This window comes from Sporosarcina sp. SG10008, from assembly GCF_044569405.1.
GTDB lineage: Bacteria > Bacillota > Bacilli > Bacillales_A > Planococcaceae > Sporosarcina > Sporosarcina psychrophila.
Window position 1 is genome coordinate 4421479 of the sequence record NZ_CP172607.1, and the last position, 18110, is coordinate 4439588.

Below are 18110 nucleotides of genomic sequence, written 5' to 3' on the forward strand. Positions count from 1 at the left end.
ATGAAATTACACACTATGAAGCCTGCTGCAGGTTCACGTACTAAGCGTAAGCGTATTGGTCGCGGAATCGGTTCAGGTTTTGGTAAAACTTCTGGTAGAGGTCACGGTGGACAAAACTCCCGTTCGGGTGGTGGCGTACGTCTTGGATTCGAGGGTGGTCAAATTCCACTTTTCCAAAGACTTCCTAAACGTGGTTTTACGAACATCAACCGTAAGGATTATGCAATCGTAAACCTAGACACACTTAATCGTTTCGACGAAGGTACTGAAGTTACGCCTGAGCTACTAATTGAATCAGGCATCGTGAGCAATGCTAAATCAGGTATTAAGATTCTGGGTAACGGAATTCTTGAGAAAAAGATCACTGTCAAAGCTCACAAATTCTCTGCTTCTGCTAAAGAGGCAATCGAGAAGGCGGGCGGACAGACCGAGGTGGTTTAATGTTTCAGACAATCGCCAACTTTATGCGAGTAAAAGATATACGGTCTAAAATCTTTTACACACTACTGGTACTCATTGTTTTTAGACTAGGAACATTTATTCCAGTCCCAAACGTTGATGCAACTGCACTACAGCAAACTGATAATAATCTTATTGGCTTACTGAACGTGTTTGGTGGGGGTGCCCTTGCGAACTTCTCGATCCTTGCAATGGGAATTATGCCTTACATCACTGCATCTATCATCGTGCAATTATTGCAGATGGATGTCGTACCTAAATTTACTGAATGGGCGAAACAAGGAGACGTTGGAAGACGGAAACTTGCGCAGTTCACGAGGTATTTCACAATAATCCTAGCCTTTATTCAAGCAATTGCTATGTCATTTGGTTTCAACCAAATGTATGGTGGTACGCTGATAAAAGACGAAGGTGTTTCGACATACGTGGTTATCGCGATCGTATTGACGGCAGGAACTGCATTTCTTTTATGGCTTGGTGAACAGATTACAGCAAAAGGTGTTGGGAATGGTATTTCCATCATAATCTTCGCTGGTATCGTCGCAGCAATCCCAAATGCAGTCAACCAACTTTACGCAACTCAGATTCAAGATGCGGGCGACGCACTGTTCATTAAACTGGCAGTTATGGCTCTTCTACTCGTCTTGGTCATTGCGATTACTGTCGGAATTATTTACTTCCAAGAAGCACTACGGAAAATTCCGATCCAATATGCGAAACGTGTCACTGGACGAGGTCAAACGACTGCAGGCCAACAGACACACTTGCCCTTGAAACTTAATGCGGCAGGGGTTATCCCGGTAATCTTTGCTTCTGCATTTTTTATTACACCACAATCAATAGCGACCTTCTTTGGCACTAACAGTGTAACAACTACAATTACAAACGTTTTCGATTATACGAAACCGGTTGGAATGGTATTTTACCTGATATTGATCATTGCATTCACATACTTCTACGCATTCATCCAGGTGAATCCGGAGAATATTGCGGATAATTTGAAAAAGCAAGGCGCTTATATCCCGGGCATTCGTCCAGGACAAAATACACAAAATTACCTAACGAGCACTTTGTATCGATTGACATTTGTGGGGGCAATATTCCTCGCTACAGTGGCAATCATGCCGATATTCTTCATCAATATCGCAAACCTTCCACAGTCTGCGCAAATTGGAGGAACAAGTTTAATCATCGTCGTCGGGGTTGCACTTGAAACGATGAAACAACTTGAATCACAACTTGTGAAAAGGCATTACAAAGGATTCATGAAGTAATAATCACAAAGGTTCATCTCTATGTGATGTGAATATGAATGGGAGTGCAATACGTATGAATATCGTATTAATGGGTCTGCCAGGAGCCGGTAAAGGTACACAGGCAGACAGAATTGTCGAAAAGTACGGAACCCCTCATATTTCTACAGGCGATATGTTCCGTGCTGCTATCCAAGAAGGCACGGAACTTGGAGTCAAAGCAAAATCGTTCATGGATCAGGGAGCACTTGTCCCTGATGAAGTGACAATCGGAATTGTTCGTGAAAGACTAAGCAAATCCGATTGCGATAATGGATTCCTACTCGATGGTTTCCCACGTACAGTTCCACAAGCTGAAGCACTTGATCAGCTTTTGGCTGACATGGGTCGGAGAATTGAGCATGTTCTCAATATCCAAGTCGAGAAAGAAGAACTTATCGCGAGGCTGACAGGCCGCCGCATCTGTAAAGTTTGCGGTACATCCTATCATTTGCTTTTTAATCCTCCACAGGTTGAAGGTAAATGTGATAAGGATGGCGGAGAACTTTATCAGCGAGCCGATGACAATCCGGAAACTGTCACGAACCGTCTGGAAGTAAATATGAAACAAACTGCACCACTCTTGGCGTTTTACGATTCCAAAGAGGTGTTGGTAAATATCGATGGACAAAAAGACATCAAAGACGTTTTCAAGGATCTGGACGTTATTCTGCAAGGAAGCGGACAATAATCCTTTTCGAACTTAGATATTATACGCATTTTTTGGGCAGTATAGCATAGAAGCATAGAAGGACGTTTCAACGAGCTGCAAAAGCATATGATGCCCGGTATAACAACTAGATGGTTTTTAGCAGGGTTATGGTTCTGAAACATAGTAAATGCATTTTCTTGCTTTGGTAGGTATAATGGATTTCGTGGAAAGAACTGTATAACGTAACTGGGAACTCATCCACGGCATTCTGGACAGTCGTGTCCATTTCGACGCGATTTTCCATAACAAGAAGTCGAGGACGGACTTAAGGGAAACGGAATGTGGCAGACCTCTTTCGAACATCACTCATGCAATCCGGACATATGTTGAAGGAAGCTTTAAAGGCGACTGATGCCGCTCGATGGTGAGAACCTTTATTGGATATAGAAGGGAGACTGGGTTGATGGCGAAAGATGATGTAATTGAAGTTGAAGGAACCGTACTCGAAACACTGCCAAACGCAATGTTTAAAGTAGAGCTGGAAAACGGCCATACGATTCTTGCGCATGTATCTGGCAAAATCCGTATGCACTTTATCCGTATTCTACCTGGCGATAAAGTGACAATGGAACTCTCGCCTTATGATTTAACACGTGGTCGTATCACATACCGTTTTAAATAAACTTTTGTAACTCCGGAATACTGAAGGAGGTTGGGTAAGATGAAAGTTAGACCATCTGTAAAACCGATGTGCGAAAAATGTAAAATTATTCGCAGACGCGGCCGAGTAATGGTAATCTGTGAAAATCCAAAACATAAACAAAGACAAGGCTAATTCTGAAGGAGGTGCACAATATATATGGCACGTATTGCTGGTGTAGACGTTCCGCGCGATAAGCGCGTAGTCATTTCATTAACTTACATTTTCGGAATCGGAAAAACAACTGCTCAAAAAGTATTGGCGGCAGCTGGAGTATCTGAGGACGCACGAGTTCGCGATCTTACTGACGCAGAGCTTGATAAAATCCGTGAACAAATGGACACGCTTAAAGTTGAAGGTGACCTTCGACGTGAAACTTCCCTTAACATCAAACGTTTGATGGAAATCGGTAGCTTCCGTGGTATCCGTCATCGTCGCGGACTTCCTGTTCGTGGACAAAACACGAAAAATAACGCACGTACTCGTAAAGGTCCTAAACGGACAGTAGCGAACAAGAAAAAATAATAGGTAAAGGAGGTATCTTCTTAACATGGCACGTAAACAACAAACTCGTAAACGTCGTGTGAAAAAGAATATTGAATCCGGTATTGCACATATCCGTTCGACGTTCAATAATACAATTGTTACAATCACTGACATGCAAGGGAACGCAATATCTTGGTCAAGTGCAGGTGCATTAGGCTTTAAGGGTTCTCGTAAATCAACACCTTTCGCTGCACAGATGGCTGCTGAAGCGGCTGCTAAATCATCTATGGAGCACGGTCTGAAAACTTTGGAAGTTACTGTTAAAGGTCCAGGTGGTGGACGTGAAGCAGCAATTCGTTCATTACAGGCTGCAGGTCTTGAAGTTACTGCAATCAGAGACGTTACCCCGGTTCCACATAACGGATGCCGCCCGCCAAAACGCCGTCGTGTATAATGGCTTCTTCTCCATATGATTGAGAAACACAATTTATGTCAACAATGATTGTGCGATTGCAATTTGCCGTCTATGAAAATCGATTTCAATATGGAACGGCCTATACATTGATGTTTTGAAGGAGGGTAAATGAATGATCGAGATTGAGAAACCGAAGATTGAAACAATTATGATCGCCGAAGACATCAAGTTCGGTAAGTTTATCATCGAACCACTTGAACGCGGATACGGAAATACGTTAGGAAACTCCCTACGTCGCATCCTTCTATCTTCACTGCCAGGAGCTGCTGTTACATCTATCCAGATTGATGGTGTGCTTCATGAATTCTCAACAATTGAAGGTGTCGTCGAAGACGTCGCATCAATTATTTTGAACGTGAAAAAACTGGCTCTCAAAATCTATTCAGATGAAGAGAAAGTGATTGAGATAGACGTGAAAGGCGAAGGTGTTATCACAGCTGCGGACATTACACATGATAGTGACGTAGAAGTGTTGAATCCTGAACTTCCTATCGCGACACTTGGTAAAAACGGTCACTTGCGCATGCGTATGTATGCTGTACGTGGACGTGGTTACGCACCTTCTGATCAAAACAAACGTGAGGATCTCGCAATTGGCGTTATTCCAATCGACTCTATTTACACTCCGGTTTCACGAGTTAACTTCCAAGTGGAGAATACTCGGGTTGGCCAAATGGCGAACTTTGATAAGTTGACACTTGATGTTTGGACAGATGGTAGCATCGGTCCTAAAGAAGCTGTTTCACTTGGGGCAAAAATCCTAACTGAGCATCTAAATATATTTGTCGGCATGACAGATGAAGCACAAACTGCAGAAATCATGGTAGAAAAAGAGGAAGATCAGAAAGAGAAAGTACTCGAGATGACTATTGAGGAACTTGACCTTTCAGTTAGATCTTACAATTGCCTAAAACGTGCAGGCATCAATACAGTTCTTGAACTTGCTAGCAAGTCAGAGGACGAAATGATGAAAGTACGAAATCTTGGCCGTAAATCACTTGAAGAAGTGAAAGCGAAATTGGACGAGCTTAACCTAGTGTTACGCACCGAAGATTGAGCGAATTTATAGATTGAAGGAGGGAAACTTCTATGGGATACAGAAAACTTGGACGTACAAGTTCACAACGTAAAGCAATGCTTCGCGACCTAGCGACAGATCTAATCGTACACGAACGTATTCAAACGACAGAAGCTCGTGCGAAAGAATTGCGTTCAGTTGTTGAGAAAATGATTACGCTTGGTAAACGTGGAGACTTGCATGCACGTCGTCAAGTTGCACAATTTATCCGTCGCGAACTGGTTACAGTGGCAGACGGTGAAGGCAACGAGAAAGAAATCTACGCAATCCAAAAACTTTTTGATAATGTTGCACCACGTTACGCTGAGCGTCAAGGTGGATATACACGTATCATGAAAATGGGACCTCGTCGCGGCGACGGAGCACCTGTCGTTGTAATCGAACTCGTTTAATATATACAATGGCAATTGATTAAATCTTCAAGGGGTGTGTCTGGCGTACCCAGAGCCGCACCCTTTTTTTAAAAATTTATACGACAACTTTAAAAGCTGAGTGTTACGATCGTCGGTTTATACCGTCTGGTCTAGCTCTACGCACCTCATCCGCGGTACCGGATTGAGCACCTGGTACCAGTCATAGATATGAGCGCATTTCTTCGGATGAGGTGCGCGCTTTTTTTTATCCAAAAATAATGTCCAGATTTTTCAATATATAAGTTTTTGACTAATATGATGTCTAGGCACCAGACGCACGGGTCATAAGAGGGTAAGCTAGGAAGGATTAAACTTGCTTTTCTTTTACGCCTTCCTTGGCAAAGAACGCCGCTTCGCCGGTCCCTCTAATGCCTGCCGCGGGCCTACAAGATGTAGGTCATGCAGCTATTACCCCTGGAAATGGTGTTCTTAAGCTGCGTTCATTTGTGACGGTGCCTAGCGCATTTTTAAAAAAGGATTCCTTGTCAATTGGCAGGGGATCCTTCGTAGTATACATAATGTGAATGTAGCCGGAGGTGGTAGGCGATGAAGGAAATTCTGTCGATGGATAATGTGTCTTATTCCTATGACTCTGAGGACGAGGTAGCAAAGAAAGCAGTCGACGGCGTGTCGTTTACGGTACAAGAAGATGAATGGATTGCTATTGTTGGCCATAATGGTTCCGGTAAATCGACACTTGCGAAATTGATGATTGGACTTTTGTTCCCAGAAGAAGGGGACGTTAACGTATTTATTGAAAAACTGACTGAGAACAATATATGGGAAATTCGTTCACGGATGGGTTTTGTTTTTCAAAATCCAGATAACCAGTTTGTTGGTTCGACAGTTCAAGATGATGTTGCATTTGCGCTAGAGAACAATGGAGTTCCCTTCGAAGAAATGGTGACTCGGGTTCATGAGGCACTTGCGCAAGTAAACATGAGTGATTTCCTCGACCAGGAGCCTCACCATCTCTCAGGCGGACAAAAGCAACGAGTTGCAATAGCTGGGGCGCTCGCGTTACATCCAAAGCTTCTTATTATGGATGAAGCGACGTCGATGCTTGATCCACAGGGACGTAATGAAGTAATTCATTTAGTTGAAGAATTAAAGCGTAAGACGGGCCTCACGGTCATTTCCATTACACATGATTTGGAAGAGGCGCTGTTGGCAGATCGTATTATTGTCATGAACAAGGGGAAAGTTCTGACTGTTGGTACGCCGGAGCAGATATTTGCTCGGGGAAATGAACTTGAGGAAATTGGTTTGGACTTACCATTCGCTTTAAGAGTATCCAGTTTGTTACGTGAAAATGGGCTGGATCTTGTCGGTGAGCATATGACGGAAGAAGAGTTGGTGAATGAATTATGGACATCTCACTTCAGCAAGTAGGGTATTTGTATGGAAAAGATACTCCTTTTGAGAAAAGGGCATTGCAGAGTGTAGATGCAACGATACATTCTGGCTCTTATTCTGCAATAATTGGACATACCGGATCAGGAAAATCGACACTTCTTATGCATCTGAATGGTTTGTTAAAGCCTTCAGAAGGGATTGTGAAAATTGGAGATACGACAATTACTGCCGGTACGAAAGCGAAAGGACTGAAAGATGTCCGGAGGCATGTGGGTATTGTATTCCAGTTTCCAGAGCATCAGCTTTTTGAAGAGACTGTTGAAAAAGATATTATGTTCGGTCCTATGAACTTTGGTGTACCTGAAGAAGAGGCAAGGAGACGAGCGCATCAACTGATAGAATTGCTAGGACTTCCTCCAGAGGTTGCCCAGCAGTCTCCTTTCGATCTTTCGGGAGGGCAGATGCGCCGGGTTGCGATTGCAGGTGTACTCGCGTTTAAACCTTCTGTGCTCGTATTGGACGAGCCGACTGCGGGACTTGATCCGCGGGGGCGGCTTGAAATTATGGAACTTTTCAATCGTCTCCATGTGGAAGAAAAACTAACGACAATTCTTGTGACGCATAGTATGGAAGATGCTGCACGTTATGCGGACAATATTATCGTTATGCATAACGGAAGTTCAGTCATGTCTGGGACGCCTCAGGAAGTGTTCGCTGATGAAGAGAAGCTGACCTCCTTTAGATTAGGTCTACCGCGCTCAGTAAAGTTCCAGCGTGACATTGAGAAGTTAATTGGTCGTCCTCTCCGGGGACTGGCATTAACGGAAGCTCAGCTTGCCAAGGCAATTGCATTTGCCGCTACGGAAGAAGGTGGCCGTTAATGTTGGAAAAGATGATTTTCGGACGCTATATTCCAGGCAATTCATTTGTCCACAAGCTCGACCCTCGTTCGAAGCTGTCATTTGTTTTTCTTTTCATCATTGGAGTCTTCCTTGCAAATAATACTGTTACGTACGCCGTGTTATTAGGATTTACGTTACTCGTAATTTTAAGTTCAAGGATTCGGTTGTATTTCCTATTTAACGGATTGAAACCAATTCTTTTCTTGATTATTTTCACGCTACTCATGCATATCTTTTTTACGAAAGAAGGAGCACTTCTCGTCGATTGGAAGTTCATCAAGATATATGAAGAAGGGTTGAGGCAAGGTATTTTTATTTCCATTCGTTTTCTTGTATTGGTTTTGCTGACGTCTATCTTGACGTTGACGACATCGCCGATTTCAATCACGGATGGTATGGAAGACTTGCTGGGACCATTTAAGCGAATTAAATTGCCTGTTCATGAGCTTGCGCTGATGATGTCAATTTCCCTGCGCTTCATCCCCACATTGATGGATGAGACGGATAAGATATTGAAAGCGCAATTGGCGAGAGGTTCGGACATTAGTACGGGTTCTATTAAGCAGCGAATTCGTGCAGTCATTCCTTTGCTCGTACCTCTCTTTGTGAGTGCGTTCAAACGCGCTGAAGACCTTGCAGTCGCCATGGAGGTTCGTGGCTATCGTGGAGGCGAGGGGAGGACGAGGTACAGGCAGCTGAAGTGGCACTGGCGTGATACCACGATAATGGTATTGCTTGCTGTTCTAGTTGTCGTCCTCTTTCTGCTTAGGGCATAGGAGGTGGATACAAATGCAACGTGTTAAAGCAATTGTTTCGTATGATGGTACTCGATTTTCTGGATACCAGATACAGCCGGGAATGCGAACGGTGCAATTGGAAATTGATAAAGCATTAGTGAAAATGCATAAAGACAAGGAAATTTTTTCGGTCGCAAGCGGCCGGACGGATTCGGGTGTACACGCAAATGGCCAAGTGATTCACTTTGATACACCGCTGAACTTGCCGATAGATCGATGGAAGCTGGCGTTAAACGTCCTTTTGCCTACAGATATCCGACTGGTTGAAGTTGAATACGTCAGCGAAGATTTCCATGCGCGTTATTCTGCTACTGGCAAGACGTACGTTTATAAGTGGTCCTATAGCGAAGTGCATAGTCCGTTTGAGCGTGATTTTTCCGTTCATCTCGGTAGATCACATCCTGATATTGAGTTGATGAAGGAAGCTGCTGCCTATTTAATTGGGACGCATGATTTCACAAGTTTCTGTTCATCAAAAACCGCGACTTCCAATAAAGTCAGAACGGTGAGAATGCTGACACTCGAAAAAAAAGGCGATTATCTCATCATGACAATTGAAGGAAATGGCTTTTTATATAATATGGTAAGAAGCATTGCAGGTATGCTTCTTGTCGTAGGGAACGGCTGGAAAACGCCGGCAGACGTCAAGCAAATACTTGAATCTTGCAGCCGTAAAGCGAACGTTAAAACCGCGCCAGCACACGGTTTGTATCTAGATGAAGTGAGCTACAAAGACTAAGGCAACTTTTCCTAGCGTATTTAGAGGAATCGCTTGACTTAATGTGGAATTCAGTATAAGATGAGTAATGGTATTTCAATAACCCCACAAATAAGCCCCGGAAGGTAAACTTGTGTTTAGGGATAGAGAAAACGGGAACTAATAGAGATTCATTTAGGAGGATAAAATTATGCGTACAACATTCATGGCTAAAGGTCACGAAGTAGAGCGTAAATGGCTCGTTGTCGACGCTGAAGGACAGACGCTTGGTCGTCTTGCTTCTGAAGTTGCATCACTTTTGCGCGGCAAACATAAACCTACGTTCACACCACACGTTGATACAGGTGACCACGTCATCATCATCAATGCAGAAAAGATTCATCTTACAGGTAACAAATTGAAAGACAAAATTTACTACCGTCACTCAGGTTACACGGGTAGCATGAAACAACGTACGGCTCTTGAAATGCGTACAAACTTCCCGACAAAAATGCTTGAACTTGCAATTAAAGGAATGCTTCCAAAAGGTCCTTTAGGCCGTCAAACATATAGAAAACTTAATGTATACGCTGGACCAGATCACCCGCACGCAGCACAACAACCAGAAGTATTCGTACTTCGCGGTTAATTAAAGAGGAGGAAACAACTTGGCACAAGTACAATATCTCGGCACAGGCCGTCGTAAAAGCTCAACAGCTCGTGTACGTCTAGTTCCTGGAGATGGCACAATTATCATCAACAAACGCGACGTAGAAGACTACGTACCATTTGCAACACTTCGCGAAATCATCAAACAACCACTTGTAATTACGGAAACTCTTGGAAGCTACGATATCCTTGTAAACGTTGATGGTGGTGGATACACTGGACAAGCAGGAGCAATCCGTCACGGAGTTGCACGTGCTCTACTTCAAGTAGACCCTGACTTCCGTCCAGCGCTTAAATCAGCAGGACTTCTTACACGTGATGCAAGAATGAAAGAACGTAAAAAACCAGGTCTTAAAGGCGCACGTCGTGCACCACAGTTCTCAAAACGTTAATCTTTCAATTAAAAAAAGCCCTTTTCCATTCGTGGAAGAGGGCTTTTTTATGGTTTTATCCTGAGAAGGTAGTTAGTTAATTAAGAAAATCACTTGACCTACAGTATATGGCAATTCATAATTAGAGCTATTAGAGCATAACCGGATATAACTAGTTATATTCAGTTATAACTGGTATAAGAATAGGGAGGCTTAAGATGATGAAAAAGGTGAGTTGTTTCCTTGTTTTACTATGCTTGCTATTGATTTCAGTAGGATGTTCCAATGGTCAACAACCAATTGTCAGTGGTTCAGATGATGAAGTTGAATTAACAATTTCAGCCGCGGCCAGTTTAACAGATGCATTGAATGAACTGAAAACTAGTTTTGAAAGTGAACATTCGACCATTACCTTGTCGTTCAATCCCGGGGGCTCAGGTAAATTAGCGCAACAAATTGAGCAAGGTGCACCCTCAGATGTGTTCCTATCGGCAAGTAAAATAGATATGGATAAGCTGCAGGAGGGAAATCTGCTACTTGAAGATACACGAATAGATTTTGCTACAAACGAGCTGGTGTTAATTACGAATAAAGAAAAACCGTTCAATTTGTCCTCATTTGAAGATATAGATTCAGCAACAATTGATCATTTTGCTATCGGCGAGTCAGAAAGCGTGCCTGTTGGCCGTTATTCGAAAGAAGTACTTGAAACACTGAAGCTTTGGGAGCCGTTACAAAGTAAGTTGGTTTTGAGTTCGGATGTACGCCAAGTTCTGACACATGTTGAAATGGGCAATGCGGATATTGGCGTTGTGTATGCCAGTGATGCATTGATTTCAGATAAGGTAAAAGTAGTGGCTACGGCTAAACCTGAATGGCATGATCAAATTGTTTATCCGGGGGCCGTCATTGCCGACTCGAAGCACCCTGAAGAAGCGAAAGCATTTTTAGCGTTTCTCGCAGGCGAGCAAGGCAAAGAAATCTTGAAGAAATACGGATTCAAGTAAGTAGAAAGAGGGATGCATGTGAATGAGACGGATTATACGCCATTACTTTTATCGTTAAAAGTAGCGGGCATCTCCACTCTTTTCGTTTTTATGGGAGGAGTCTTCTTCGCACGAATACTGGCACGCAAAACGTTCTTTGGAAAAGGGTTTATCGAAACGTTATTCCTTTTGCCACTCGTTTTACCTCCGACTGTCGTTGGGTTTGGATTACTGATACTTTTTGGGAAGAATGGGTTTATCGGAAGTTGGCTATATTCCGTGTTCGGTATTCAAATCATTTTCTCGTGGCTTGGCGCGGTTATAGCTTCAATTGTCGTCTCATTTCCTTTGATGTATCAAAGTGCAAGTGCGGCTTTCGAAAACTTGGATTCAAAGTTGGAGAATGTGGCTAGAACAATGGGAGCTTCGGAGTGGCGTGTTTTTTGGACCATTTCGTTTCGTCTTGCTTGGCCGGGTCTTCTTGCTGGTTTAGTCCTCTCTTTTGCAAGGGGACTCGGGGAATTCGGGGCTACGTTGATGTTGGCGGGCTATATTCCTGGAAAAACAGATACGATTCCGATGGCCATCTACTTTGCGGTAGAATCGGGGCAAATGGAGAAGGCTACCTTTTGGGTAGTTATTATCGTTGCTTTAGGATTTAGTACAATCATGTGGTTAAATTGGTGGAGCAGGCGGAACATGCGTCGCTATAAAAATGACAATGGATAAGAGGATGATTGTATGCTCGAAGTACACATCAAAAAAAAGCTACCTCACTTTTTGTTGGATATTGAATTGAAGGTAGAAGATGAAATTCTTGTTTTATTTGGACCCTCTGGATCCGGGAAAACATCAATCTTAAATAATATAGCAGGGTTGGACAAACCCGACGCAGGATATATCAAGTTAAATGGAAAAACGTACTTCAGTGAAGGAGGCAAACCGCTACCGACTAAAAACAGAAACATCGGCTATCTCTTTCAGGATTATGCACTTTTCCCTCATATGATTGTGGAAAAAAATATTGCCTATGGAATGAAAAAGAAAAAAGAGGGTGAGCCCCCGTTTCGGATTGAACACTTAGTTAGCGTGTTAGGGATAGAGCATTTGTTACAAAAATATCCCCACCAAATTTCTGGCGGAGAGAAGCAAAGAGTTGCACTTGCGCGTGCCTTAGCAACAGAACCATCCATTTTATTACTTGACGAGCCCTTGTCTGCGTTAGATCATGAAACGCGGATTGAGTGCCAGGACGAACTGTTAAGACTCCATGAGATTTGGCGAATTCCGTTCATTATCGTTACGCATGACATGAATGAGGCGGAGAAGCTTGGAGATACAATCCTGTATCTTGAAAAGGGGTCGGTAATAAAGACTGTCGATAATTTGCATAAAAGGATAGCTGTTTCGAATTGAAAAAAGTTCCTCCCTTCAACTGAGTCAAATCGTTGAAGGGAGGAACTTTTTTAGACTTCGTTAAAATGTTTCATATATGATTTTCCCTGTTTTGGATAAATCGTAACCGCCAATTGATTGGATCTCTTTCTGAAATGAATCTGAATGTAAAATATGTGTTATCAAATTAATAAGCCCTTCATTTTGTGGAGTTTTCAATATGACGAGATCATACTGTTCTTGGATGAGGGGAATAAAGTCAACGTCAACGAGGTGGGCAGTTTTCTCAGTGCCTATCCCTACATCGGCTTCTTCGCTTGCAACTTTGCTGGCAACTCCTATGTGGTTCAATACTTCTACTTCATAGCCAGATACATGTTGAGGAGAAATGCCTTCTATCCGAAACTTCTCGTCAATTAAAACCCGTACACCGGATCCTTTTTCCCGGTTGACCATTGAGATTCCTGGTTTCGTTAAATCGGTCCAAGATTGAATGTTTTTAGGGTTTCCCTTTCTCACGTAAAAGCCTTCCCAGCGTGATAGGAAATTGATTATGAGGTAAGGTTGTCCGACGAGGATTTTGCGGACGTAAGGAATATTATATTCCCCTGTGTCTCCGTCAAACAGGTGAGTACTTACGACATCTGCCTCCCCTTGGTACATGGAAACTAAACTATTCAAACTGCCTGTATACGAGCGAAGCGGACGATACCCAGTCGAATTCTTCTCAATGTAATTAGCCAATATGTCTAAGCTCAAATCCTGCCCGCTAATTATGATTTGTCTAGTTGGTGTGGTAAATGACTTACTTTCATCGGGAGGGTTTCCGTTAAAGTGCGCGTCCACTCTATTTACGTTTCTTCTACTTTTAGTTTGTTCTTTATAATCAGCCAAGTCATGGGCGTCTATTCGTATTTGTCGTCCAACCCGGTACGAGGGCAATTGTTCTTTTTTGATCAAATCGTAGACCGTCAATTTGGACACTTTCAAAATCTGAGCAATTTCTTCGGTCGTGTATGAAATATCTTCTTTCATGCTAGATTCGTCCTCCTTCGTGCTGCATGATAATCTAGATTCCACCGAGGTATTAAAGACAGTGTATAAATAGAGTACAAGCCTCTTTAAAGCACCGTAGTGGATTTGAAAGAAGTCTTAATTTCAATTTATACTAGTTCTCAAATCATTTCTAACTATACATGTCGGACAAATGAATACCTATATAAACTGAGCGGAGGCGCCTTACAAGGGGTAGCCGAAGCCCTAAGACTGGCGGCGAAGCTGCTTGACTTAAGGCGGGAGGCATCCCCGAGCGCCGAAGCGGATTCAATGGGATTCTTCATTTCAATATATGTAGTATACCAAAGCTTTTAGGCAGAACCTAATTGAGCTTCAGCTGGAACTTGTCGTTGAAGGCAGCTGTTTTTCGTGAATATCACCGCTTCTATGGTAAAGTAGAAAGGATAAAATGTGAGGAGGATTTGCTATGAAAGAAATCACAACTACCGAATTACAAGAACGGCTAGAAAAAGGTGAGCAGCTTAACTTGGTCGACGTGCGCGAGGCAGATGAAGTAGCGGCAGGGATGATCCCTGGTGCAATTCACATCCCTCTAGGCGACGTACCGGTGCGTATGAGTGAACTTGATAGCTCTAAGCCATATATACTGATTTGCCGTTCAAGCGGTCGTAGTGGGCGTGCGCAAGAGTTCCTGGCAGATGAAGGCTATGATGTAACAAACATGCTAGGCGGCATGCTGGAATGGGAAGGCGCTACTGAATAAGTACTTTTAGAAAGGAACCTTGCGGGGTTCCTTTTTTGGTTTTAGGAATATAGGGGTACAGTTGGATTGTTGTTTAGTTTCGCTAAAGCGTCGTTTGGTTTTGGCAAAGCATTGCTTCGTTCAGTAAAAACTAATTCTACCCCCAATCTCTACTCAAAGTAGGACATATCTGCCGCTGAATCTGCGTATAGTGAAGGAAAAAGGCGGTGTCCATATGAAACGGTGGTTTGTGATCTGTTTATTATTTGTGTGTTCTCTTGGAATTGTCATGTATGGTGTTAAGGCTTCGTCAGATCGGAATTTTTTCATGCCCGCAGAGCTTGGTGGGGTGAAGATACTTATCGACCCGGGACATGGAGGTATGGACGGGGGCGCTTCATCCGGAGATGTCGTAGAACGGGATATTACACTGAGTATCTCTCATGAATTGAAGAAGCGGCTTGAAAAGAAAGGGGCGACAGTTATCATGACGCGGACACAAGATGGCGACGCGTTGGCCGAACATGCCCCGGCTGAGAAATTCGGAACAACTCGCGAACGCAAAATGGCTGATTTGAAATTGAGGGAAAGCATTGCAATCAGTGAAAAACCTGATATGTTCATCAGCGTTCACGTTAACGCAATACCAGAGGAAAGATGGCGCGGGTCTCAAGTTTTTTATCATCCGGGGGGAGATCCTAATGGTGAATTTCTGGCAAAAGCTATTCAAGAATCATTCCAGACTAATTTAAAAAATACGGAACGAGTAGCAATGGCAATTAAGGGTGTCTATTTGCTGAAAAAAGTACCGACTCCAGCAGTTCTCGTTGAAACAGGTTTTCTGTCAAACAATGAAGAAAGGGCCCTCCTAATTGACCCTGCTTATCAAGGCAAGGTAGCTGATGCGATCATGGAAGGTATCGTTGAATTTCATACTGCAGATGAAAAGTGAGAGCCTTAATGGGATTTGCGGGTAGCTTATTATGGTATACTTGGAGGTGAATGAATAAACCTCCAAGGGGTGTCTACATTGATGAATGAAGAAACAGTACGTGAATTGTTGGGGCAACTGAAAGATCCGTTTTTACATAAAACGCTTGCGGAGACGAGTGGAATTACAGGCGTAACAATCAAGCCAGAGAAGAAGCATGTTAGCGTGAAGATAGCTATCGCTAAAATTAATACCGCTGAACAGATGGGTCTTCAAACACAAGTGGTCGATGCATTGAAAGGAGCAGGTGCTGATTCTGTTGGTATCCGTTTCGAAGAATTACCGGCAGAAGTGCTGGAACAGTTCCGTGGAAAAGTGACGGAATCGGAAGCACAAGATTTATTGTCACCGCTGAATGACGTTGAATTTATTTCAATAGCGTCTGGTAAAGGTGGCGTAGGGAAATCGACTGTGTCGGTTAACCTTGCTGTAGCGCTTGCGCGTCTAGGGAAAAAGGTCGGTTTAATTGATGCTGATATTTATGGCTTTAGTGTACCAGATATGATGGGTGTAACTGATTTACCAGTTGTTCGGGGTGACCGGATTATCCCAGTTGAACGTCTAGGCGTAAAAGTTATTTCTATGGGCTTCTTCGTTGAGGATAACGCACCAGTTGTATGGCGCGGTCCAATGCTTGGGAAAGCACTCGACCAGTTCTTCCGCGACGTTGAGTGGGGAGATCTTGACTACCTATTCCTCGATTTGCCGCCAGGTACAGGGGATGTTGCGCTCGATATCCACCAGATGATTCCGACGTCTAAAGAAATCGTTGTAACGACTCCGCATCCGACAGCTGCATTTGTTGCTGCGCGTGCAGGAGCAATGGCGCTTCAGACCGACCATGAATTGCTTGGTGTAATTGAAAATATGTCTTGGTTCGAATCGAAAACGTCAGGTGAACGTGAATTCGTATTCGGTCAAGGCGGAGGCGTAAAATTAGCTGAGGAACTTCGTACAGAGTTACTTGGGCAAATTCCTCTTGGCCAACCGGACTGGGATGAAGAAGATTTTGCACCTTCCGTCTATGCAGAAGATCATCCTATCGGGAAAATTTACATGGACATTGCGGAAAATATTATTAAAAAAACTACGAAACAATAATGGATGTAAAAAGGTGGAGAAGGCTATTTGCCTCCTCCGCCATTACTTTTTTCCTGCTTGTCTTCTCCGCCACTTCCGCCAGCACCTCCACCACTACCTCCACCGCTCTCCTCTGGTTTCGGTTCACCGGCTTTTAAAATCAGTTCTTGCCATTTCGTTTGCAGTAAAGGGCTGTTAATGGTTTCTTCAACAACTTTTTCAAGATGTTTCTTCATATTTGCCGACTGGGTAACGGTTTCTAACTGCTTTAACATGTCGGGCTGGGTGAAAAACTCTTCCAACTGTTTTTGGAATGATGAATCATCCATCAGTTGTTTCATGATATCTTGCTGCTGTTCCTTCATGCTTTTTGCAATGGTTTCAGTGAACTTTGGATCTTCGAACGTTTTTTTCCAAAAATCTTCCCCTTTTTTAGAAAGGAGAGTGTCTTCGACGGATTTCTTTACTTCAGGTTGTTCTAGAATAAGTAGTTCCTTAAATTCCGGATCTGCGAACATTTGCCGAACCGCTTTTTTCCCCTCCTCCGTCTGGAGTGCATCGGTCATCATTTTTTTTGTTTCGTCGTATGTCGGAGCAGCCTGCTGCATGCTACATCCAGTCAATAAAAGGGCCGAAAACAGGAATAGACCAATTCTTTTTTTCATGGAAATCAAATTCCCTTCCAGATGCATTTTCATTTATTGTTCACAATACGACGTAGAATATGCATGAATCGTTTAATGAAATAGATTTTTCATCAAAACGTTGTTACACTATTGGAAGTAAAAACAAAACGGAGGATCACTATCGTGACAATACGAAATTGGGTCAAATTCTTTTTTACAGCATTACTAATCGGAGGCTTCATGACGGCGGTTGTAGGATTAATTGTCCGCTGGGAGTTCTTCTCTCAATATTTATCCAATGGTGAATACGGTCAATTCATAGGTGCATTTCTTTGGATGATCTTCCTTGGGTTTACGATGAGCGTCGTTGCGCAAATGGGCTTTTTTGCTTATTTAACGGTCCATCAATTCGGTGTGAATATCTTTAAAACACTCACATTGTGGAATTGGGTTCAGCTATTAATCATTGCGATTGTCCTATTTGACCTTATCTTCTTCAGATTCCAATTGACGTCAGATGAGACAGGTCGTACAGTTCTGTACCTAGGATTACTTGCAACACTAGTAGGTGTTTCCGCGGTAACCGCTTATTTCAAGGCGAAATGGACGAAGAAACACACGCTCATTTCAGCACTATTCTTCATGATCGTTATTACAACACTTGAATGGTTACCTGCGTTGATGGTACGTTCAGGTAATATCGATTCATGGGTCACAATCCTGCTCTTCCCGCTTCTTGCAGTGAATGCGTATCAAATCTTAGTACTACCGAAGTTCAACAAGCAGTCTGATGAAGATAAGGTGAAGCTGGAAGCACGCAGAAAAGCACGAGGCAAAGTTACGAAGTCTGCTAAAGCAAAATAAAAAAACAGCACACCAGCCAGTTGATAATGGCGGATTGTGCTGTTTTTTTATAAGAGTAGGTG

24 protein-coding genes are annotated in these 18110 nt (G+C 43.1%); 22 read left to right on the plus strand and 2 right to left on the minus strand.

What is annotated here, in order from left to right; genetic code table 11:
- From rplO to ACGLYD_RS20880, 18 genes are all read left to right on the plus strand, one after another.
- Entirely contained in the window at positions 1-441 is a 441-nt protein-coding gene (gene rplO / locus ACGLYD_RS20795) for a 50S ribosomal protein L15 (RefSeq protein ID WP_067204796.1), read from the plus strand.
- Entirely contained in the window at positions 441-1733 is a 1293-nt protein-coding gene (secY, locus tag ACGLYD_RS20800) for a preprotein translocase subunit SecY (RefSeq protein WP_067204799.1), read from the plus strand. The genes rplO and secY overlap by 1 nt, the downstream gene beginning before the upstream one ends.
- Before the next feature lie 55 nt (positions 1734-1788).
- Positions 1789-2442, plus strand: a complete 654-nt coding sequence (locus ACGLYD_RS20805; protein ID WP_067204801.1) for an adenylate kinase — start codon at positions 1789-1791, stop codon at positions 2440-2442.
- A 424-nt stretch (positions 2443-2866) separates the two neighbouring features.
- Entirely contained in the window at positions 2867-3085 is a 219-nt protein-coding gene (infA, locus tag ACGLYD_RS20810) for a translation initiation factor IF-1 (protein ID WP_067204804.1), read from the plus strand.
- Positions 3086-3124: 39 nt separating this feature from the next.
- On the plus strand, positions 3125-3238 hold the full coding sequence (rpmJ, locus tag ACGLYD_RS20815; protein ID WP_067204807.1) for a 50S ribosomal protein L36: 114 nt from the start codon (positions 3125-3127) through the stop codon (positions 3236-3238).
- Between the two features lie 24 nt (positions 3239-3262).
- A complete protein-coding gene (gene rpsM, locus ACGLYD_RS20820; protein WP_067204810.1) occupies positions 3263-3628 on the plus strand; it encodes a 30S ribosomal protein S13 in 366 nt (121 codons plus the stop codon).
- Between the two features lie 25 nt (positions 3629-3653).
- Positions 3654-4043 (plus strand): 30S ribosomal protein S11, encoded by a 390-nt coding sequence (rpsK, locus tag ACGLYD_RS20825; RefSeq protein ID WP_067204813.1) that lies wholly within the window; start codon positions 3654-3656, stop codon positions 4041-4043.
- Positions 4044-4176: 133 nt separating this feature from the next.
- The gene (locus tag ACGLYD_RS20830; RefSeq protein ID WP_067204816.1) at positions 4177-5121 is read left to right on the plus strand and encodes a DNA-directed RNA polymerase subunit alpha; all 945 of its coding nucleotides are present in this window, start codon (positions 4177-4179) and stop codon (positions 5119-5121) included.
- A 32-nt stretch (positions 5122-5153) separates the two neighbouring features.
- The gene (rplQ, locus tag ACGLYD_RS20835) at positions 5154-5534 is read left to right on the plus strand and encodes a 50S ribosomal protein L17 (RefSeq protein WP_067204818.1); all 381 of its coding nucleotides are present in this window, start codon (positions 5154-5156) and stop codon (positions 5532-5534) included.
- Positions 5535-6101: 567 nt separating this feature from the next.
- On the plus strand, positions 6102-6947 hold the full coding sequence (locus tag ACGLYD_RS20840; RefSeq protein ID WP_067204821.1) for an energy-coupling factor ABC transporter ATP-binding protein: 846 nt from the start codon (positions 6102-6104) through the stop codon (positions 6945-6947).
- The gene (locus ACGLYD_RS20845) at positions 6923-7792 is read left to right on the plus strand and encodes an energy-coupling factor ABC transporter ATP-binding protein (protein ID WP_067204824.1); all 870 of its coding nucleotides are present in this window, start codon (positions 6923-6925) and stop codon (positions 7790-7792) included. Before ACGLYD_RS20840 ends, ACGLYD_RS20845 begins: the two co-directional genes overlap by 25 nt.
- Positions 7792-8589: an energy-coupling factor transporter transmembrane protein EcfT gene (locus ACGLYD_RS20850; RefSeq protein ID WP_067204827.1), complete on the plus strand. Its 798-nt coding sequence runs from the start codon at positions 7792-7794 to the stop codon at positions 8587-8589. Before ACGLYD_RS20845 ends, ACGLYD_RS20850 begins: the two co-directional genes overlap by 1 nt.
- 13 nt (positions 8590-8602) lie before the next feature.
- The gene (gene truA / locus ACGLYD_RS20855; RefSeq protein WP_067204830.1) at positions 8603-9349 is read left to right on the plus strand and encodes a tRNA pseudouridine(38-40) synthase TruA; all 747 of its coding nucleotides are present in this window, start codon (positions 8603-8605) and stop codon (positions 9347-9349) included.
- A gap of 169 nt (positions 9350-9518) precedes the next feature.
- Complete coding sequence (gene rplM / locus ACGLYD_RS20860; RefSeq protein ID WP_067204834.1) at positions 9519-9956, plus strand: 50S ribosomal protein L13; 438 nt, start codon at positions 9519-9521, stop codon at positions 9954-9956.
- 19 nt (positions 9957-9975) lie between these two features.
- Positions 9976-10368 (plus strand): 30S ribosomal protein S9, encoded by a 393-nt coding sequence (rpsI, locus tag ACGLYD_RS20865; RefSeq protein ID WP_067204837.1) that lies wholly within the window; start codon positions 9976-9978, stop codon positions 10366-10368.
- A gap of 197 nt (positions 10369-10565) precedes the next feature.
- On the plus strand, positions 10566-11354 hold the full coding sequence (gene modA, locus ACGLYD_RS20870) for a molybdate ABC transporter substrate-binding protein (protein ID WP_399630344.1): 789 nt from the start codon (positions 10566-10568) through the stop codon (positions 11352-11354).
- 18 nt (positions 11355-11372) lie between these two features.
- Positions 11373-12062, plus strand: coding sequence for a molybdate ABC transporter permease subunit (modB, locus tag ACGLYD_RS20875; RefSeq protein ID WP_399630347.1), 690 nt, complete (start codon positions 11373-11375; stop codon positions 12060-12062).
- 12 nt (positions 12063-12074) lie between these two features.
- Positions 12075-12749, plus strand: a complete 675-nt coding sequence (locus ACGLYD_RS20880; RefSeq protein ID WP_067204845.1) for an ATP-binding cassette domain-containing protein — start codon at positions 12075-12077, stop codon at positions 12747-12749.
- Between the two features lie 60 nt (positions 12750-12809).
- Here the strand turns inward: ACGLYD_RS20880 and ACGLYD_RS20885 are convergent, their stop codons facing one another.
- On the minus strand, positions 12810-13763 hold the full coding sequence (locus ACGLYD_RS20885; protein ID WP_340741269.1) for a helix-turn-helix transcriptional regulator: 954 nt from the start codon (positions 13761-13763) through the stop codon (positions 12810-12812).
- Positions 13764-14211: 448 nt separating this feature from the next.
- Here ACGLYD_RS20885 and ACGLYD_RS20890 point away from each other — a divergent pair, with 448 nt between their 5' ends.
- The 3 genes from ACGLYD_RS20890 to ACGLYD_RS20900 all read left to right on the plus strand — a co-directional run bounded on the left by ACGLYD_RS20890 (position 14212) and on the right by ACGLYD_RS20900 (position 16579).
- The gene (locus ACGLYD_RS20890; RefSeq protein ID WP_067204850.1) at positions 14212-14508 is read left to right on the plus strand and encodes a rhodanese-like domain-containing protein; all 297 of its coding nucleotides are present in this window, start codon (positions 14212-14214) and stop codon (positions 14506-14508) included.
- Between the two features lie 214 nt (positions 14509-14722).
- A complete protein-coding gene (locus ACGLYD_RS20895; RefSeq protein WP_067204853.1) occupies positions 14723-15439 on the plus strand; it encodes an N-acetylmuramoyl-L-alanine amidase in 717 nt (238 codons plus the stop codon).
- An 81-nt stretch (positions 15440-15520) separates the two neighbouring features.
- On the plus strand, positions 15521-16579 hold the full coding sequence (locus ACGLYD_RS20900; RefSeq protein WP_370569990.1) for an Mrp/NBP35 family ATP-binding protein: 1059 nt from the start codon (positions 15521-15523) through the stop codon (positions 16577-16579).
- A gap of 23 nt (positions 16580-16602) precedes the next feature.
- Here ACGLYD_RS20900 and gerD read toward each other — a convergent pair whose 3' ends face one another.
- Positions 16603-17223, minus strand: coding sequence for a spore germination lipoprotein GerD (gene gerD, locus ACGLYD_RS20905; RefSeq protein WP_338653935.1), 621 nt, complete (start codon positions 17221-17223; stop codon positions 16603-16605).
- Positions 17224-17367: 144 nt separating this feature from the next.
- Between gerD and ACGLYD_RS20910 the strand changes: the two genes are divergently transcribed.
- Positions 17368-18048 carry a KinB-signaling pathway activation protein gene (locus ACGLYD_RS20910; RefSeq protein WP_067204859.1) on the plus strand — a complete coding sequence of 227 codons (681 nt, stop codon included), beginning with the start codon at positions 17368-17370 and terminating at the stop codon, positions 18046-18048.
- Positions 18049-18110 lie beyond the last annotated feature (62 nt).